The organism is Arthrobacter sp. S39 (assembly GCF_004320525.1).
GTDB lineage: Bacteria > Actinomycetota > Actinomycetes > Actinomycetales > Micrococcaceae > Arthrobacter.
Genome location: NZ_SIHX01000011.1, coordinates 1 through 18035, shown reverse-complemented (window position 1 = coordinate 18035; position 18035 = coordinate 1). Strand labels below are relative to the sequence as shown.

The 18035-nt window shown below is 66.7% G+C and carries 12 protein-coding genes; 5 read left to right on the top strand and 7 right to left on the bottom strand.

The window, feature by feature from the left end:
* Nucleotides 1-97: 97 nt before the first annotated feature.
* The 4 genes from EYS21_RS18905 to EYS21_RS18890 all read right to left on the bottom strand — a co-directional run bounded on the left by EYS21_RS18905 (nt 98) and on the right by EYS21_RS18890 (nt 4213).
* Nucleotides 98-1099, bottom strand: a complete 1002-nt coding sequence (locus EYS21_RS18905; protein WP_131134862.1) for a carbohydrate kinase — start codon at nt 1097-1099, stop codon at nt 98-100.
* 133 nt (nt 1100-1232) lie between these two features.
* Entirely contained in the window at nt 1233-2027 is a 795-nt protein-coding gene (locus EYS21_RS18900) for an ATP-binding cassette domain-containing protein (protein ID WP_131134793.1), read from the bottom strand.
* A complete protein-coding gene (locus tag EYS21_RS18895) occupies nt 2024-3073 on the bottom strand; it encodes an ABC transporter permease (protein ID WP_131134792.1) in 1050 nt (349 codons plus the stop codon). The genes EYS21_RS18900 and EYS21_RS18895 overlap by 4 nt, the downstream gene beginning before the upstream one ends.
* Before the next feature lie 27 nt (nt 3074-3100).
* Nucleotides 3101-4213 (bottom strand): substrate-binding domain-containing protein, encoded by a 1113-nt coding sequence (locus EYS21_RS18890; protein WP_131134791.1) that lies wholly within the window; start codon nt 4211-4213, stop codon nt 3101-3103.
* 164 nt (nt 4214-4377) lie between these two features.
* Here EYS21_RS18890 and EYS21_RS18885 point away from each other — a divergent pair, with 164 nt between their 5' ends.
* Nucleotides 4378-5379, top strand: a complete 1002-nt coding sequence (locus EYS21_RS18885) for a LacI family DNA-binding transcriptional regulator (protein WP_131134790.1) — start codon at nt 4378-4380, stop codon at nt 5377-5379.
* Nucleotides 5380-5462: 83 nt separating this feature from the next.
* On the top strand, nt 5463-5756 hold the full coding sequence (locus tag EYS21_RS18880) for a putative quinol monooxygenase (protein WP_131134789.1): 294 nt from the start codon (nt 5463-5465) through the stop codon (nt 5754-5756).
* A 126-nt stretch (nt 5757-5882) separates the two neighbouring features.
* Here the strand turns inward: EYS21_RS18880 and EYS21_RS18875 are convergent, their stop codons facing one another.
* Nucleotides 5883-8600, bottom strand: coding sequence for a GH32 C-terminal domain-containing protein (locus EYS21_RS18875; RefSeq protein WP_131134788.1), 2718 nt, complete (start codon nt 8598-8600; stop codon nt 5883-5885).
* 294 nt (nt 8601-8894) lie between these two features.
* Here EYS21_RS18875 and malQ point away from each other — a divergent pair, with 294 nt between their 5' ends.
* Together malQ and EYS21_RS18865 are read left to right on the top strand one after the other, a co-directional pair.
* The gene (gene malQ / locus EYS21_RS18870) at nt 8895-11078 is read left to right on the top strand and encodes a 4-alpha-glucanotransferase (protein WP_242633512.1); all 2184 of its coding nucleotides are present in this window, start codon (nt 8895-8897) and stop codon (nt 11076-11078) included.
* Entirely contained in the window at nt 11075-11983 is a 909-nt protein-coding gene (locus EYS21_RS18865; RefSeq protein WP_131134786.1) for an SDR family oxidoreductase, read from the top strand. Before malQ ends, EYS21_RS18865 begins: the two co-directional genes overlap by 4 nt.
* Before the next feature lie 108 nt (nt 11984-12091).
* Here the strand turns inward: EYS21_RS18865 and EYS21_RS18860 are convergent, their stop codons facing one another.
* Both EYS21_RS18860 and EYS21_RS18855 read right to left on the bottom strand, forming a co-directional pair.
* On the bottom strand, nt 12092-15085 hold the full coding sequence (locus tag EYS21_RS18860) for an alpha-amylase family glycosyl hydrolase (RefSeq protein ID WP_131134861.1): 2994 nt from the start codon (nt 15083-15085) through the stop codon (nt 12092-12094).
* 290 nt (nt 15086-15375) lie between these two features.
* Nucleotides 15376-16449, bottom strand: a complete 1074-nt coding sequence (locus tag EYS21_RS18855) for a beta-propeller fold lactonase family protein (protein WP_131134785.1) — start codon at nt 16447-16449, stop codon at nt 15376-15378.
* A gap of 195 nt (nt 16450-16644) precedes the next feature.
* Here EYS21_RS18855 and EYS21_RS18850 point away from each other — a divergent pair, with 195 nt between their 5' ends.
* Nucleotides 16645-17580, top strand: a complete 936-nt coding sequence (locus EYS21_RS18850) for a methyltransferase (protein ID WP_131134784.1) — start codon at nt 16645-16647, stop codon at nt 17578-17580.
* Nucleotides 17581-18035 lie beyond the last annotated feature (455 nt).

Here is an 18035-nt window from a genome sequence, read left to right as displayed (position 1 = left end):
GCGTGGTCACCAGCATGACTGGCCCGGGCCGGCCGCCGCGAGCCCGGTTTTCATTGGATGAAAACCGGATTCGCTGCGTCCGGGCTCACCGCCGGGATCAGAGCACGACGGCGGCAGTCGCTGTCGCCCGTTCGCCCACCGCCGCCCCGCGCACCTCAGCGCCCCGGCCGGTCTCCGGCAGGTCCGCCGCCAGCTCTGCGGCCGTGGGCGGATTCGCGCCCGGCCGGCGCACGGTGATGGCGGCTGCCTTCGACGCCGTCTTCCCGATGGAGGTCAGGACGTCCCGTCCCAGGCCCTCGGTGCGGCGCGACAGCAGGCCGTAGATCAGGGCGGCCATGTAGGAATCGCCCGCGCCGATGGTGTCCGCCACGGTGGAACGGATGGCGGGGATGAAAAGCTGGGTGGCGGGCGTCGCCAACAGGGAACCTTCCCCGCCGCGGGTCACCACGGCCAGCCCGGCGCCCAGCGTCAGGATCCGAGCGGCGGCGGCTTCGAGGCTGACTCCCGGGTACAGCCAGGCGGCATCCTCGTCGCTGAGCTTGACCACGTCGGTCAGCGGAACCAGGTCCTCGAAGATGTTCCGGGCCTGCGCCTGGCTCCCCAGCAGGGCCGGCCTGATGTTCGGATCGTAGGTGACCAGGCACTCCCGGTGCGACTGTTCCAGCAGCGCCCGCACCGCCGTCGCGCCCGGTGCCAGGAACGTGGCGATGGAGCCGGTGTGCAGCACCCTGGGCAGGTGGGCGGGGGCCACTGCCGGCAGGTCCCAGCTGACGTCGAAGTCGTAGGTGGCGGAGCCGTCCGCGGCAAGGGTTGCCGTGGCGGACGCGGTCCGCGCTGCGGACTTAGAGCCCGGCAGGAGTTCGACGCCGGCACGCCGCAGGTGCGCCTCGATCGCCCCGCCGCGGGCGTCGTCGCCCAGTGACGTCAGCAGGGCGGTGGACACGCCGAGCCGCCCCAGGCCGTAGGCCACGTTCATCGGCGAGCCGCCCGGATGCTCGATCGGGCCCGTGGGGGAGGCGACAACGTCAACGAGTGCTTCACCGATGACGATGACGTCCGGGGCAACAGGGCGTACCGGGGGAGCCGGCGTCGGGGACACGGGGCTGGGGGAGTTGCTGTGCACGGGGAGCCTTTCATGGGGCCGTCCGCGGGCCTGGTGCAGGCCCGCGGACGGTGGTTGGGGATATATCGGGCGGTGATGACCCTGGGTAGTGCAGGGTCAGGCGGTACCGTCAGGCGGTGGCCGCACCGGTCATGATGGCCACCGCGTCGGTCATGGTGTGGGACTGCGGCGTGATGGTGGCCGCACATTTGCCGAGGCGCTGGATGTGGATCCTGTCCGCCACGTCGAACACGTGCGGCATGTTGTGGCTGATCAGGATGACGGGCAGTCCCCGGTCCCGGAGGTCCCTGACCAGCTGCAGGACCTGGTTCGACTCGCGGACGCCGAGCGCCGCCGTCGGCTCATCCAGCACTACAACCTTGGAGCCGAAGGCCGCGGCCCGGGCCACCGCCACGGCCTGGCGCTGTCCGCCGGAAAGGTTCTCCACCGGGACGGTGACGTCCTGGAGCGTGGAGATGCCCAGCCGGGTCAGCTCTTCCTTCGCCTTGCGGCGCATGCCCTTGGTGTCCAGGACCCGGAAGATGCTGCCGAGCGGTCCGGCCACACGTTCCTCCCGGCCCAGGAACAGGTTGGAGGCGACATCGAGCGCCGGTGAGACGGCCAGGTTCTGGTAGACAGTTTCGATGCCGTGGACCCGGGCGTCCTGCGGCCGCTTGAAGTGCACCGGCTGTCCTGAGACAAAGAGTTCGCCGGAGTCCGGTACTTCTGCTCCGGTGAGGCATTTGATCAGGGTGGACTTGCCGGCGCCGTTGTCGCCGATGATCGCCAGGACCTCGCCCGGGTACAGGTCCAGGCTGACGCCGTCGAGCCCCACCACCCGGCCGAAGGTCTTGACGAGGTTCCTGGCCTGCAGGATGGGCTGGCGGACCTCGGTGCCGGTGGGTTCCAGCTGGGACGCGGTCATGACTTCACCTTTCGGATCCACTGGTCGATGGACACAGCGAGGATGATGAGGACGCCCACGGCGAGGGTCTGGTAAAGCACGTCCAGTCCGGCGAGCGAGAGTCCGTTGCGGAAGACGCCGACGATCAGGGCGCCCAGGAGAGTCCCCCAGACCGAGCCGCGCCCGCCGAAGAGGCTGGTTCCGCCGATCACGACGGCGGTGATGGAGTCCAGGTTCAGGTCCACGCCGGCGTTGGGGCTGGCTGCGTTGGTGCGGCCGATCTGGATCCAGGCGCCGATGGCCAGGACGGCGCCGGCTGCGAGGTAGACGCTCATGAGCACTTTGTTCACGGCGATACCGGCCAGGCGGGCGGCTTCTTTGTCATCGCCAACGGCGTAGACGTGCCGGCCCCAGGCAGTTTTGCCCAGGATGAACGCGATAGCGATGTAGAGAAGCAGCATCACAACGACGCCGGTTGAGATCCGGACCGGGCCCACCGGGAAGGTGCTTCCTGTCCAGGTCAGAAGGCCCGGCATTGCCGAGCCGCGGACTGTCGCTCCGTTGGAGTAGAGCAGCGTCACTGCGATGAAGATGTTGAGCGTGCCCAAGGTGACGATGAACGGGGGGAGCCGGAACCTGGTGACCAGGAACCCGTTCAGGGCGCCGGCAGCGAGCCCAACGATCAGGCCTGCGAGCAGCGCAACCGGTGCCGGCAGGCCGTTGTTGACGGCGAGCTGGGCAACGACCATGGACGAGAGGATCATGACGGCTCCGACGGAAAGGTCGATGCCTGCGGTAAGGATGATGAGGGTCTGGGCGATGGCGAGGATGCCGACGACGGAGACCTGCTGGGTAATCAGGGAGAGGTTTTCAACCCGCAGGAACCTGTCATTGAGCAGTCCGAACACGATGACGGCGATGAGAAGGACGAGGGCGGGGCTGACTGCGGGGTAGCGGTGCAGGATGTTGCGTATCCGGCTGAGCGGGGTCCGGCGGTCGAGGAATTCTTCGGCCAGGTCGGTCTGCTTCCCTGCGGCGGGAGGGCCGGCGGTCTGTTGCTGGGTCACGGTTGCTCCTGAGATCGTTCTGCCCTCTTACTTGCCCCAGCAGATGTTGCTGGCCTCGGTAGTGGTGATGCTCTTGACGCCGTCGGCCGGCTTGTCGGTGACCAGCTCAACGCCGGTGTTGAAGAAGTCCAGGCCCGCGGTGTTGGCAGGCTTCTTGCCGGTCTTGGCCAGTTCGACGATGGCCTTGACGCCCATTTCGGCCATCTTGACCGGGTACTGCTGGGCGGTGGCGCCGATGACGCCGGACTTGACGTTGTCCACGCCGGCGCAGCCGCCGTCGACCGAAACAATCAGGACGTCCTTCTCCTTGCCGGCGGACTTCAGGGCTTCATAAGCGCCCGCTGCGGCAGGCTCGTTGATGGTGTACACAACGTTGATGTTGGGGTTCTTGGACAGCAGGGTCTCCATGCCGGTACGGCCACCGTCCTCGGCGCCCTGGGAGGCCTGGCTGCCGACGATCTCGTACTCGCCGCCCTTGCCGCCGGTGTACTTGCCGGTCTTGGCTTCGTCGCCGTTCTTCTTCTTGTCGGCGGTGTCGATGCCAAGACCGGTCAGGAAGCCCTGGTCGCGGTTGTAGTCAACAGAGACAACCTTGTCGTCAAACAGATCCAGCAGGGCGATGGTGGCCTTCTTGCCGGCAAGCTGGGTGGCGGTCCACTTGCCGATCAGCTCGCCGGCAGCGAAGTTGTCAGTGGCGAAGGTGATGTCCGCGGCGTCGGCGGGGTCCGGCGGGGTGTCAAGGGCAATGACAAAGAGTCCGGCGTCCTTGGCCTTCTTCAGGGCGTCCACCACGGACGGGCCGTTGGGGGTGATCAGGATGCCCTTGTCGCCCTTGGAGATGGCGTTTTCGATGGCCTGGATCTGGGTGTCCTCGTCGCCGTCTGCCTTGCCGGCGGCGAGCTTCAGGTCGACGCCGTCAGCCTCCGCTGCCTTCTTGGCGCCTTCCTGCATGGAGACGAAGAACGGGTTGGACGTGGTCTTGACGATCAGCGATACGCCCACTTTTTCACCGGAGGCGGTCCCGGAAGTGGCGGGGGAGTTTCCGCCGCAGGCCGTGAGGCTAAGGGTGCCGAGGGTCAGGACGGCGCCCACGGCAACCAGGCGGCGGGCGATGGTGCGCGGGGTCTTGGAAGTCAACATTGAATCTCCTGTGTTCGTGGCACATCCCGTGCCTGACAACGATGTCAGGCATCATGTAATCAGCGTCACACGCTATAGTCAAGGTAAATTCGATGATGAAGGACTGAACCATGACAACGATGTCTAATCGTTACCAAGGAGCGCCGGCTAAGGATCGGCCCACCATGCGCCATGTCGCCGCGCTGGCCGGGGTCGGCATCAAGACCGTCTCCAGGGTGATGAACGACGAACCGGGCGTCTCCGAAGCCACCCGTCAAAGGGTGCTTGGGGCATCCCAGCAGCTCAACTACCAGCTGGACATGGCGGCGGGAAGCCTCCGCCGCACGGGCCGCCAGACACTCTCCGTCGGCCTGCTTCTGCCCAGCGTGGCCAACCCGTTCAGCAGCGAGATCCACCGGGCTATGGAAGACTCCCTGGCGGCACGCGGAATCGCGGTGTTCGCCGCCAGCCTGGATGACGACCCCGAGCGGGAAAAGTCGCTCGTGGCCGCCTTCCTGGGCCGGCGTGTGGATGGCCTCGTGCTGACCCCCATCGCCCGTAGCCAGGCGTACGCCATTCCGGAGCATTCCCGGGACCTTCCCATGGTCTTCATCGACCGCGAGCCAGTGGGTGTCGAGGCCGACGCCGTCGTGACGGACAACGCCGTTGGCGCCGCGCGCGCGGCTGCCCACCTCATAGGGCATGGCCACACGAAGCTGGCCTACCTGGGCGACCGCCCGGACATCCAGACCGCCCGGGAACGGCGCCGCGGCTTCATCGAGGAACTGGGCCGGGCCGGGCAGTCGACCGCCGCTGTGCCGGTGCGGGAGGGGCTTCACGACGAGGAATCAGCCCGGCAGGCCGCCCTGGAGATCCTCACGTCCGAGAACCCGCCTACGGCGATCTTCTCAAGCCAGAACCTCATCACGTTCGGCGTGATGCGCGCACTGAAGGAACTGGGCGCCAGCCGCCGCGTGGCCCTGGTGGGCTTTGACGACTTCTCGCTGGCGGACATGATGGAACCCGGGATCACCGTGATCGCGCAGCACCCGGAGCGGATCGGCAAGCTCGCCGCCGAGCGGCTGCTTGCACGGATCGACGGCGACGGCGGCGCGCCCCAGACCTACGTTGTTCCGTCCGAACTCATCCAGCGCGGCTCCGGTGAGCTCCGACCGCCTGCGGGCTGAGCCCGGCAGACCCAAGTACCGGCAGACCGACCACCAGCAACTCCAAGCACCAGCAGATCCAAACGAATCCAGAGGGGACAACCATGACCAAAACGCTTTACGCCGAATTCACCGTCAAGCCCGGCAGCGAAGACCGGGTGGCGGAGATGATGCGCCAGTTGACCATCGACGTCAGAAAGGAGCCTGGAAATCAGCTGTTCCTGCCCTACACCCGGGAAACGAATCCCCGTGAGTACTTTGTGTTCGAGGTCTACGAGGACGACGCCGCCTTCCAGGAACACATCAGCGCCGACTATGGCGCACGGTTCAACGGCGAGCTCGCCGACCTGATCGAAGAGGACGGCTCCATCCTGACCTGGCTCCAGCCGGTCCACTGACCACAAATCCCAGGCTTGTCCGCGATTCCTGGCCTTCAAGGCAGGGATCCGCGGACAAGCCCGGGACTGGGCACCAGAGACCCGTGAACGGGTAGCTCCGAACCGGTAGCTCCGGGCCGGGTCAGCCTACTTCTGGCGGTCCTTGACCGGCTTGGCCACCGTGCTGAACATCGACTGCGCCAGCGGAGTAACGGTGACCGACTTCAGCTGGGCCGTGCCGCCGTCGGCAAAGAGCGCCACCTGGTTGGCCCCCGCTGCAGGGAACACCTGGTCCGTGATGGTCCGCTGCCCGCCCTGGGTGAAGACCTCCACGGAAGACCGGTCGACGTATACCCTCAGGGTCACCGTGCCGTCCGCGTCCAGGGTGACGGGCGCCGAGTCCACCGACGTGAACAGCGGGTGGAAGCCGGTGTCGCCGGAGTTCTGCCGGTCCACGTACACCTCGCCGGTGGTCCGGTCGTAGCCGATGGCGGTGGCGGTGCCGCCGTTCCCCAGCACGGTGATGCCGGCCCGTGACGCAGTCCCCGGCGCGAACGTGACATCAATCCGCTGGGTCTGGCCCCAGGCCGCCGCAGGCAGCGCAGTGGTGCCCGGGGCAATGTCCCGGGCCCGCTTCTCGGCGTAGCTCGGCTTCGTGGCAAGGTCGTCCACCTGCTTGACGGCCTTCTGGGTGAGGCGCGGTCCTGCCGGAGTCTGCGTCAGCCCCACCTCACGGGGCAATGACATGGCGCTCCGCCACGGCGAGGTGGGAATGGCCTGCGCGTAGTCCCAGTTGTTCATCCAGCCCAGCATCACGCGTTTGTCCTGCGGCATGTTGGCGAAGGAAACGGCGGCATAGTAGTCCCGGCCGTAGTCCAGCCAGTCGTAGGTCTGGATCCGCGGTGTGGCCGCCTGCTCTGACGCCACGAACTCATCGGCCAGGATGTGGCCCCAGCCGAAACGGTTGTTGTCCACCACCTTGATGCTGGCCTGCCGTCCCTTGAATTCGGCAACGTTCCAGGACGCCCAGTCCAGGACCTCGCTGTTCGCACCGGTGGCGGTCCGGACCACCTGTCCATCCACCACCAGGTTCACCGTGGTCTCGTCGGACCGCGGCACCGCGGCCTGGTCGGTGAGCATGACATGGTCCAGCGTCAGGTGGCCCCAGCCGCCCGTTGCCTGGTCCACGATCCGCAGCTGGGCCTGCTGTCCGGCGAACTCCGAAACGTCCCAGCCCTTCCAGTTCAGGGCGCCGGAATCGTCCCCGGCGAGGCTGCGGACCACGTTGCCGTCCACCAGCAGCTGGACCTCCAGTTGCTGGCCTGAGCCTGCGGCCCGGTGTCCGCCGCCCACCAGCATGCTCATGAAGTCCCGGGAGAGCGTGAACGACGGCGACGTCATGGTTCCCTGCCTGTCGTCGCCCGGTGCGCCGCCGGTATCAAACGTGTTGATCCGCTTGGCGCCGATATAGAAGTCACCGCCGGACGTGGCGGGCTGGAAGGAAGGTGCCAGATCGGCGGTACCGGTCCAGCCGGCGTCGGCCATTGACGTTCCGTCCGGAACCTCGAACCCGTTGAACAGGAGGTCTCCGGCCGGCGGGGTGTTGTCCAGCTTGTCCGAGACGCGGGGATGCTGGCCGCCGCCCACCAGGAAGTTCAGGTAGTCGCTGCTGACCGTGAACTGCGGGGATTCCGCGGTGCCCAGGGGCCAGTCGCCGTCGTTGAACGAGTTGATCAGGCCCGCACCGGCAAAGCCGCTCACCGTGTTTTGTCCGGGCAGCGATCCGGTGGCCGGAGTATCTCCGAACGGGCCGTTCTTCCAGTTTCCCGGTTCGTTGGCCACAGTCCAGCCGTCGTAGGTACCGTTGTTGAAACCGGCCAGCGGGGTTCCGGCGGGCAGGGTATCGCTGGCTTTGGTGGTCTCGGACGTGAAGGTGGTGCCGTCGAAGTCGCCAACAAAGTACTGCCCGGCCGATCCGCCCGCAACGCCGCCGGGGTTGATGTTGACCACCATGACCCACTTGACGTTGGCGGGGTCGCCGTCAACAGCCAGCGGGAAGAGGTCAGGGCACTCCCAAAGCCCGCCCGTGGCGTTGGCAGGTCCGAACTCGCTTAGGAGTGTCCAGTCCTTGAGGTTCCCGGATTTGTACAGCACGACCTTGTGGTCGGTGGCCTCGACAGCTGCCATCACCCAGTAGCCGCCGCCATCCGGTGTGCTGTACCAAAAGACCTTGGGGTCACGGAAGTTTGCCGAGTTCCGGTTCAGCACGGGGTTGGCGTCGTACTTCGTCCAGGTCTGGCCGTCGTCCAGGCTGTAGGCCAGCGACTGCGCCTGGAGGCCCTGATAGGGAGAGCCCGGCTTGTAGGCGCTGGTGTAGACAGCCACCAGCGGCGGGTTTTCCGCGGTTCCGAACCCGGAGGTGTTGTCCTTGTCCACCACCACGCTGCCGGAGAAGATGTCCTGCTGGTCATCGGTGGCGATGGCCAACGGCTGCTCCGTCCAGTGCGTCAGGTCCTTGGAGGTGGCATGCCCCCAGGACATGTTTCCCCACGCGTTGCCTGAGGGGTTGTGCTGGTAATACAGGTGGTAGACGCCCTTGTGGAAGACCATTCCGTTGGGATCGTTCATCCAGTTCTGCTTCGGCGAGTAGTGGAAGGCCGGCCGGAACTGTTCCCCGCCGAGGGGCGTTCCGGAACCGGCGTCGGCCTCGGACACGGTTCGTGCCGCTGGTGCCTGGGTTTCCGCGGAAGCCTGCGCTGCCGTGCCCCAGGCGGGGCCTGATCCGGCGAGTATTGCGGTGAGGCTGAGGCCAGCCAGGGTGAGTGCCGAACATGTACGGACTGTCCGGGATGTGTTGATCTGCATGGATAGGGGTTGCCCTTCATCGCGCGTGCCTAGTGAATAGACAACGTTGTCAGTGACAGGAACGGTATGGGATGTCCACAAGACAAGTCAACGGTCTCAAACAGTCATGTCCCGGTCTTGAAGCGGTCCGGTGCCGGCCCCTGCAATAATCGGAACCAATGTGTGTCCGGGCGCAGCGAAGCCCGGCGCGCAAGCAACAACGTGCAAAGCATCAATGTAAGTTCGGGCCCATCACACCAGGCGAGGCGGACATCCATGAAGGCTCCAGACCAGCAGTACACGCAGTTCTCCGAAATGCCGGGTTCCCCCGGCAGCGGCGGGGCGGCAGGTCTCGGGCCCGTGGATCAGCACCTCCTGCAGCGCCTCGCGGACGCGCACGGAGTTGGCACCTCGTTCCATGGCTGGGACGGACTGCCGCACAGCGTCGCCCCGGCCACCCTGATCAAGGTCCTGGCGGCGCTCGGAGTCCCGGCGCATTCCGATGAGCTGATCGAAGCTGCCCTGGCCGAGGCGGAACTGGCGCCGTGGCGGCGGATGCTGCCGCCCGCCGTCGTGGTCCAACAAGGCGAAACCGCGCTGGTCCCCGTCCACGTCCGGGACGGCGCCACTGCCCGCCTGCATGTGGAGCTGGAAGCGGGAGCCGGCGAGCCCGTGGACGCCGTCCAGCAGGACATCTGGGTGCCGCCGCAGGACGTGGACGGAATCGCCACCGGGCGCGCCACGTTCGCCGTGCCGGAGGGGCTGCCGCTGGGCTGGCACACGTTGCATGCCGAGTCCGACGGCGTCACCGCCCAGGGTGCGCTGGTGGTGGTTCCGGCGCGGCTCACCACCGCCGCGCCGCTGCTGCAGCGCCGCGGCTGGGGCCTGGCCACGCAGCTGTATTCGGTGCGGTCCAAGCGGTCCTGGGGGATCGGCGACTTCGCGGACCTGGCCGATCTGGCCACCCTCAGCGGTGCGCGCGGCGCGGACTACGTGCTGGTCAACCCGCTGCACGCCGCGGAGCCAGTCCCGCCGGTCCAGCCGTCACCGTACTCGCCATCCACGCGCCGGTTCTTCAACCCGCTTTACATCCGGGTGGAGGCCATCCCCGAGATTGCCTACCTGAAACCGCGCAGGCGGGCCACGGTGGACCGGCTCCAGGAACAGGTCCACGGCCTGAACAGGGACGCCGAAAAGCTGGACCGCAACGCCGTCTACGCGGCCAAGCTCCAAGCTCTGGAACTGCTGTACCACGCCCGCCGCGCACCGGCACGGCAGGCCGCGTTCGACGAATTCTGCCGGATCTCGGGTTCCGGCCTGGACGACTTCGCGCTGTGGTCAGCCATCCGCGAGGACCTGGCGCCGGAGGATCCGCTGTGGGCCGACCCGGACTGCGCCCTGGGGTCGCCCGAAGCCGAATCACTGCGGGAAAAGCTGGCGGACCGGATCGGCTTCCACCGCTGGCTGCAGTGGATCTGCGACGAGCAGCTGGAGAACGCGCAACAGGCGGCACGCCGCGCCGGGATGCGGCTCGGCGTGGTCCACGACCTCGCCGTCGGCGTTGACCTGAGCAGCGCCGACGCCTGGACTTTGCGCGGTGTCCTCGCCCCTGGAGTCAGCGTGGGCGCGCCGCCGGATATGTACAACCAGCTCGGCCAGGACTGGAACCAGCCGCCCTGGCATCCCACCCGGCTGGCCGAGGCCGGCTACGCACCCTTCCGCAACATGCTTTCCACGGTGCTTCGGCACGCGGGCGGCATCCGCGTGGACCACGTGCTGGGCCTGTTCAGGCTGTGGTGGGTCCCGGCCGGCAACTCGCCGCGGGACGGCGCCTACGTCAGGTACGACCACGACGCCCTGATCGGCATCCTCGCCCTGGAAGCCCAGCGCGCCGGCGCCGTGGTGATTGGAGAGGACCTCGGCACCTTCGAGCCATGGGTGCGAGACTACCTTGCCGCGCGCGGCATCCTGGGGACGTCCATCCTCTGGTTTGAGAACGACGGCGACTCGCCGCTTCCGCCGGAAAGGTACCGCACGCAGGCCCTCGCCAGCGTCAATACGCACGACCTGCCGCCCACCGCCGGCTACCTGGCCGGAAACCATGTGGCGCTGCGCAGCAGGCTGGGCCTGCTGGAACGCTCCGAGTCGGAGGAGTTGGCGGAGCACACGGCCACGCTGGAAAAGATGATGGGACTGCTGCGCGAACGCGGCCTGCTGCCCGAGGGTACTGAAACCGCGGACAGCCAAAGCGAAGAGCGCACCATTGTGGCGCTGCACCGCCTGCTGGCCCAGTCGCCGTCGGTCCTGCTCGGGGTGGCACTGGTGGATGCAGTGGGGGAGCGGCGAGTGCAGAACCAGCCCGGCACCACCGAGGCGCTGTACCCGAACTGGCAGGTCCCGCTGGGCGGTCCGGACGGAAAACCGGTGTTCATCGACGACCTGCCCGCCAACGCCCGGTTCAACGCATTGCTGGCTGCAGTCTCGGAGGCGCTGTCATGACCGACGGACCCGTACTGGTAGTGGGCGGCACCGGAATGCTGGGCAGCCAGGTTGCCTCGGAGCTGATCAAGCGCGGAAAGCAGGTGCGGGCGCTGGTCCGTCCTGGCTCCGATGCGTCCCGGCTCGAAGCCGCCGGAGTGGAGATCGCCCGGGGCGACATGATGGACGCCTGGTCGCTGTTGCGGGCAATGGAGGGCGCCGACGCCGTGATCACCTCGGCGGCCGGTTACACCAGGCACCGCAAGGGCGATACCCCCAAAACCGACACCGTGGGAAACACCAACCTGGTCGAGGCTGCGAGCCGCTCGGGCGTGCGCCGGTTTGTCCTCACCAGCATCCTCACGTGCGACCAGACCCCGCAGGTTCCGCACTTCTGGCACAAGAAGCTGACCGAAGACCGGCTTGAGGAACTGGGCGCGCCGTTCGTGGCCCTCCGTCCCGGCGCGTTCCTGGACCAGGTCACGCGGTTCGGCGGCGATCCTTTCAGGAAAGGCCGACTCAGGTGGATGGGTTCGCCCGGGATCCCGTTGACCTTTGTACTCACGGCCGACCTCGCCGGCTACCTGGCAGAGGCGGTTGACCTTCCGGATCTCGAAGGCCGGCGCATCGACATCGGCTGGGACCGGCCCGTGGGCATGCAGGACGTCGCCGACATCGCCGGGCGGCTCACCGGCAAGACGCTTACCGTCCGTACCGTCCCCGCCGGCATTCTGCGCGCGGCGGGAACGGTGCTGGCGCCGGTCAGCCCCATGGCCAAGGACCTCTCCGCCATGATCGCGTGGTTCCAGACCGGCCGCTATGTCGCAGACACCACCCTCCAGCGGCAGTTCTTCGGCGAGCCGCCCACTCCCGAGCTCGCCATCCGGCGGTTTGTCACGGGCCTGGGGCAGCCGATCAAGGGCTGACGCCCGCCCGACGTTTGCCTCCCCACCAAGCAACGCGAGGTCACTCCCTGCCCTTCCGGAGACTCATATTGGGCAAGAAGTGACCCCGCGTTGCTCAATGTAGGGGTGCTAGCCCGCCGTGAGCAGGTGGGTGACGTGGTCGTACCGGAAGGTGACCGGGCCGCCGTCGTGCTTGTAGGAGATGTTCCCGCCCGTCGCCGAGCCGCCGGCCCCGTAGCTTTCGTTCCAATCGCGGTCCAGCGCGGCTTTGAATTCATAGGTTCCGGCTGGCAGCGTGACGGACAGCTTCCACACCAGCGTGTCCGGGTCCAGCGTCAGCTGTGCCTGGTCGCAGGCGGGAGCCCAGTCGCCGGCGCAGCCGAGGAGCGCGTTGAGGGTTCCGGCCACGGCCACGGCCTGCGGCTGCTGTGAGGCGTAGACCGCGCTGACCACGTGCGTGCTGTTGTCGTAACGGAACGTGACCGCGCCGCCGGGGTGGTCCAGGGTGATGTTGCTTCCGCCCAGGACTCCATCGGCCCCGTAGCTGACGTCCCAGGTGCCATTGAGTGCAGCCTTGTATTCGTACTGGCCAGGGTCCAGGGTAACCGTCAGCCGCCAGATCCTGTCCGCCGGATCCAGGGTCATCGAAGCCGCCGGGCAGGCTTGATCCCAGTCCTTCGGGCAGCCAATCTGCGAGTTGAATGATCCCGCAACGGTCACCGAGTCGGGCTGCGGCGCTTCGCCCACGAACACTGTCCGCGGTTCAGTGACCACGGTGAAGCCGGGGCCCGCCATTGTTCCGCGGTACTGGATCCGTTGGCCGTCCGCGAGGCCGGAAATGTCATCCGTAACCGAGTACACCGGCGAGGAATCATCGGAGCCCACGGCCGTCCACTCGCCACCGTCTACGCTGCGTTCGAAGAACACCACATGGGTGGCCTTTTCCGGATCTGCCGTGGCGCTGAGCTCGACTGTCCCTTTCAGGTAGCTGCCCTCGACCGGCTTCTGAATGGTCAGGATCGGTGCCGGAACCGCGGCTGCCTTGGACGCGCTGGTGGCAGTGTGGCCGCCGTTGTCCAGGACGGTGGCCCGGTATTCGACGGCGGTACCGGCATCCAAAGCCGCGACGTCGTGGAACACCTGGTAGGGGGCGGTGTCGTCGGTACCGATCGGTGCCCAGCTACCGCCGGCTGTTTTCGCCTCGAAGGTGACCTCGTAGAACGAAGCACCGCCGACGTCGGCCGTTACCTTGATCCGGCCGTTGTCCGCGGGGGCCGCGGCAGGTGCCTGGAGTGCGACGGCGGGAGCCGCCTTGGAGTGCGGGATGCGGCCCGATGACTCGTAGACCACGGCGGACAGCGGCGGTACGGTGACCGTCAGCGTCCCGTCCGCCGAGGTTTTGGCCTCCTCGGCGCCGTCGCCGTAAATCCGGGTGTAGGTGCGCTTGTCGATGTAGGTGGGCACGTCCGCCGTCTGCGGCTGCTCGCTGTTGTTCAGTGCAACGACGTATTCGCGCTGGTCTTCGGCGTCCGTGCGGGAGAAGGCATAGATCCCGGGACCGTCGGAGGCGTAGCGGTGCTGGTGGGCGCCGTCGCGCAGGGCTGGGTGTTCCTTGGTCAGGGCGGCGAGTTGGCTGATCTTGGAGTACAGCGGGTGGCCGGCGTTGAAGTTGTCGGTGGCGTGCGTGGCGTCGGTTCCCAGCAGGTCGTCGTCGAGGTACTCCGGAACCTGGCTGCCGAAGAGCGTCTGGCGGGCATCCTGGTCCCCGCCGGGGCCGGTGAAGCCCTGCTCGTCACCGTAGTAGATCACCGGGTTGCCGCGGGAGAAATACATCAGTTCGTGGGCCAGTTGGTCGCGGGCCACCTGTTCGGTGTCGGTGGATCCGGGGTTGTCGGCTGCGATGAAGCTGCCGATGCGGCCCATGTCGTGGTTGCCCAGGAAGGTGGGCAATTGGTAGGCGTTGGAGTCGGCGTCGGTGTACCAGTCGTCGCCGGCGAAGAAGGTCTCCAGGGAGCGGGTGGCCTGGCCCTTGGAAGCGAAGCTGCGGGCGGCGTCCTGGAAGGGGAAGTCCAGCACGGCCTGCATCTGGTTGCGGGTGGTGAACTGCGAGGTGAATGGCTTGGAGGTGTCGAAGACTTCGCCGAACATAAAGAATTCGTCCTTCCCCTGCGCCTTGGCGTAGCTGAGGACCTCGGGCCCGAATTCCTGCCAGAACTCGTTGTTGACGTGCTTCATGGTGTCGATCCGGAAGCCGTCCACTCCGAAATCGCCGATCCAGGCCTTGTAGATCTCCTCCATGCCGCTGACCACTTTGGGGTGCTCGGTGAAGAGATCATCCAGGCCGAAGAAGTCGCCGTAGTAGGAGTCCTCGCCCTGGAAGGTGGTGTCGCCACGGTTGTGGTAGAGCGTGGGATCGTTCAGCCAGTTGGGGACTTTCAGGTTCTGTTCGGCCGCATCCAGGACGGGTGTGTACGGGAAGGACGTTGCTGCGTCGAGTGCCGGGAAAGTATCAGTACCGGCGAAGTCGCGGTCGTCGAACGCCTCACCCGCCGCCGTCTTGTAGGGCTCGGTGTCCTTAGAGACGTAGGGCTGGCGTGCGCCCTCCTTGTAGCCGATCACGTCCGCGGTGTGGTTGGTGATGATGTCGAAGTAGACCTTCATGCCGCGCGAGTGAGCCTCGTCGATGAGGGCTTGGAGTTCGTCGTTGGTGCCCAGGTGGGGATCGATCTGGGTGAAGTCGGTGACCCAGTAGCCGTGGTAGCCGGCCGACTTGTCCTCCGGCTGGACCGCCTTGTTCTTGAAGCTCGGCGTCAGCCAGATGGAGGTGGTACCCAGGCCCTGGATGTAGTCGATCTTGTCCAGCAGGCCAGCCAGGTCTCCGCCGTTGTAGAAGCCTTTTTTGGTTGGATCGAAGCCGGACACCATGGGGTCGGAGCCCAGTCCGCCGTCGTCATTGGCTGCGTCCCCGTTGCTGAAACGGTCCGCCATCACAAAGTAGAAGTTCTCGTCCGTCACCGGGGCGCGGAGTGAGTGAAGGGCCGACGACGACCCCGGCTCCTTGGGGCCGGGCGCCGCTTGCGCAGGGAGCACAGCGGTGGCGGCGGCTACGGCCGCGGCCAGGATGCCGGCAGCAGCGCGGAAAGGGACGGTTCGCAGGAGCGTTGTTCGGCTGGGTGGTGGGCACGTTTGAGTGGCTGGATCGAGGCCTGGGGTGGAGCCTCTGGGGGTGCGGGAGTTCACGTCAGGAGACCTTCCTGGGTTAGCGGCGCTGCTGTACAGGCTTGCCGTGGGCAAGTGAATACTGCTCGGTGTTGGTTGGTTCGGCAGGTTCCTCGAGGGCTGCTCCTGTGAACCAAGTCACAACTGTAAGCGCTTGCACTGAATAAATCCAGTGTTTAGGGAAGGCCTGAAAGCTAGTTCGCGGGCACCAGCGCGGTGGGTGACGGCGTCTTGAGGACCCGAAGAACCGGCCCGGGCAGGCCGGTGGCCGGATCCAGTTCGAAGGTGGCAACGTCCCCCGAACGCTCGTGTGCCACGTGCAGCCACCGGCCAAGGACCAGGTGGTGCCGCGGCCAGTTGCCGCCGCTGGCGATGTCCTTGACCGGCGAGAGATTGGTGCCGTCCGGGCTGACGTGCAGGACGCTGATGAGGTTGGAGCCCCGGACTCCCACATAGGCGTAGGTACCGCCGGGCCCCAGGCAGATCTCCGCGGCGGAATCGTCCGGCAGCGCTCCGCCGGACGTTGCAGGCCCGGCGTTCAGCAGCGTGAACCTGCCGTCTTCACCGGCGGCCACGACAAAGACCTCAATCGAGTATTCCGACACCACAAAGACGCTCCCGCTGGAGTGCTGGACCAGGTGGCGTGGGCCGCTGCCCTCAGGAAGGACAACCTCATGGTCCGGGGTGAGTCCTTGGCCGGGGACGTAGTTCCAGATGCGCAGGGTGTCGTGGCCCAGGTCGGTGGTCATGATCCGGCCGTCCGCGAGCATCAGGCTGGCGTGCGCCCGGCTCTGCCGCGGTTCGTTGGTGCTGGCGTTGGCGGTGTGGCTGTGGCTTTCGCTGTGGTGGGGATCCACCGACGATGCGGCCTGGAACCGACCTGTTATGCCGCCGTCGTGATCCAGTTCGTAGAGCAGCACCTTCCCGTCGCCCCAGCACGCGGCCATGAGGAATCGGCCTCCGGGGTCAACGGCGACGTGGCAGGTCGCAGCGCCGGCAGGCTGCGGCTCGCCGATCGGTTCCAAACCAAACTGTCCCGTGCGCCGGAAGGCGCGGACCATCTGGCGCTGCTCGGCGACGGCGTAGACCACCGGCAAGGTGGGGTGCACTGCAACGAACGACGGCGAATCGGCGTTTACAGCCGTGCCCAGCCATTGCAGCGTGCCATCGTTGCTGGCCGCGATGGCGCCGATGCCGTCTGCCTGGCCGCCGCCGTCGGCTGTGTACGTGCCGGTCCAGATGAGGGTCTGCTGCTGCGCGGAAGTCATGGGGTCCATCCTGCCAACATTTGGCTTCTGCGGCTGGATTGCGACGTCAGTTAGCATGGGAGTTCCAGTCAAGGCAGAAGGAGGTGAGTGAGATTACCGCTTCATCAGTTTCGGGTACTCCATCACCCTGCCGTTCGGGCCGCCAGGCTTAGATGACGCGCGGAGTGCCCCATCGGCTCACCGAAAGGCGTCCCCATGCCAGCTCCTGAACTATTTTCTGATTCCCTCACGTTTGCCCATGTCGTCTCTGCGCTGCGGGCAGCCGGCTGCGTTTTCGCCGAAGATGAGGCCCAGTTGCTCCTGTCTGAGGCCTCCAGCACCCTTGGACTGCCCGAATGGCTTGATCGCCGCGTTGCCGGCGAACCCCTGGAATACATCCTCGGCTGGGCTGAGTTTTGCGGACTCCGGATAGCGGTGGATCCCGGCGTTTTTGTGCCACGCCGGCGCACCGGGCTCCTCGTCTCCGAAGCGGTGACGCTTCTGCAGGAAGGTCTCACAACGGTTGGTCTCACGACGGAAGTCCTCACCGCTCCGGTCGGCCCGCCGGCCACGGCAGGCACGCCGTGCCTGCCGCAGTCGCCGCCCACCCCGTCACGGGTTGTCGTGGATCTATGCTGCGGTTCAGGGGCGGTTGGGGTCGCGATTGCTTCCCGCGTGCCCGGCGTGGAACTCCACGCCGCGGATATTGACCCGGTTGCAGTTAGCTGTGGACGCCGGAACGTCACTAATGTAGGCGGGCAGATTTATCAGGGCGACCTGTATTTGGCGCTGCCTGCCAAGATCCGCGGGCGTGTTCGGCTCTTGGCCGTGAACGCTCCGTATGTGCCCAGTGGTGCGCTCCAGACCATGCCGCCTGAGGCCAGAAACTACGAGCCGCGCGCCTCGCTCGACGGTGGCGCCGACGGATTGGACCTCCACCGGCGGGTGATTGCGGAGGCCGCGGAATGGCTGGCTTCCGACGGGCATCTTCTGATCGAAACGAGCGAACGGCAGGCGGCCGGAACCGCGGCGATTATGGCTGCCGCGGGATTCGCCGCCCGGACTGTCCACTCGGAGGAACTGGACGGCACGGTAGTCATAGGCCGTGCGCCGCGTCGTACCCCGCGCGCGCCCGGCCACCACCGTTCCTAGGCTTCCTTCCCAGATTTCCGGCGTGGCCCGCGCCGAATGGGGCCTGCCCATGATTCGGTGCCTGTCGTACGGTTGCCGGTCATTTGGCAGGTCGCGGGTCATTTTCGTTTGGGGCTTGCTGGTCCGGGCTCTTGGTGTGTCGGGCCATCATGGCCCCTTCTGTCGGGCGCCGCGCGGCCGCCGGGCACCGCCCGCACCCCGTCAGGCACTGCCCGCCCACCCGCTACGCGTCCAGCCCACCAGGCACCGCCCACCCATCAAGCATCGACCGGTGTCGACCCATCCCGGATCCACTCGTGTTCAGGCATTCCCGTTTGTTGCCGCCCGTGGGTTATTCGCGGGGTGGTGGTGGGGGTTTGAAGTAGTGGTTTTGTTGGGGTTTTTGGGTGGGGTCGATGTGGGGTGGGGGTGTGTACCAGGGGACGCCGTTTTGGGTGGTGATGGTCCATTGTTCT

Coding starts and splice junctions, on each gene's coding strand:
- EYS21_RS18900 (WP_131134793.1), bottom strand. CDS start 2,027: ATGACCGCGTCCCAGCTGGAACCCACCGGCACCGAGGTCCGCCAGCCC.
- EYS21_RS18890 (WP_131134791.1), bottom strand. CDS start 4,213: ATGTTGACTTCCAAGACCCCGCGCACCATCGCCCGCCGCCTGGTTGCC.
- EYS21_RS18885 (WP_131134790.1), top strand. CDS start 4,378: ATGCGCCATGTCGCCGCGCTGGCCGGGGTCGGCATCAAGACCGTCTCC.
- EYS21_RS18880 (WP_131134789.1), top strand. CDS start 5,463: ATGACCAAAACGCTTTACGCCGAATTCACCGTCAAGCCCGGCAGCGAA.
- EYS21_RS18875 (WP_131134788.1), bottom strand. CDS start 8,600: ATGCAGATCAACACATCCCGGACAGTCCGTACATGTTCGGCACTCACC.
- malQ (WP_242633512.1), top strand. CDS start 8,895: ATGCCGGGTTCCCCCGGCAGCGGCGGGGCGGCAGGTCTCGGGCCCGTG.
- EYS21_RS18865 (WP_131134786.1), top strand. CDS start 11,075: ATGACCGACGGACCCGTACTGGTAGTGGGCGGCACCGGAATGCTGGGC.
- EYS21_RS18855 (WP_131134785.1), bottom strand. CDS start 16,449: ATGACTTCCGCGCAGCAGCAGACCCTCATCTGGACCGGCACGTACACA.
- EYS21_RS18850 (WP_131134784.1), top strand. CDS start 16,645: ATGCCAGCTCCTGAACTATTTTCTGATTCCCTCACGTTTGCCCATGTC.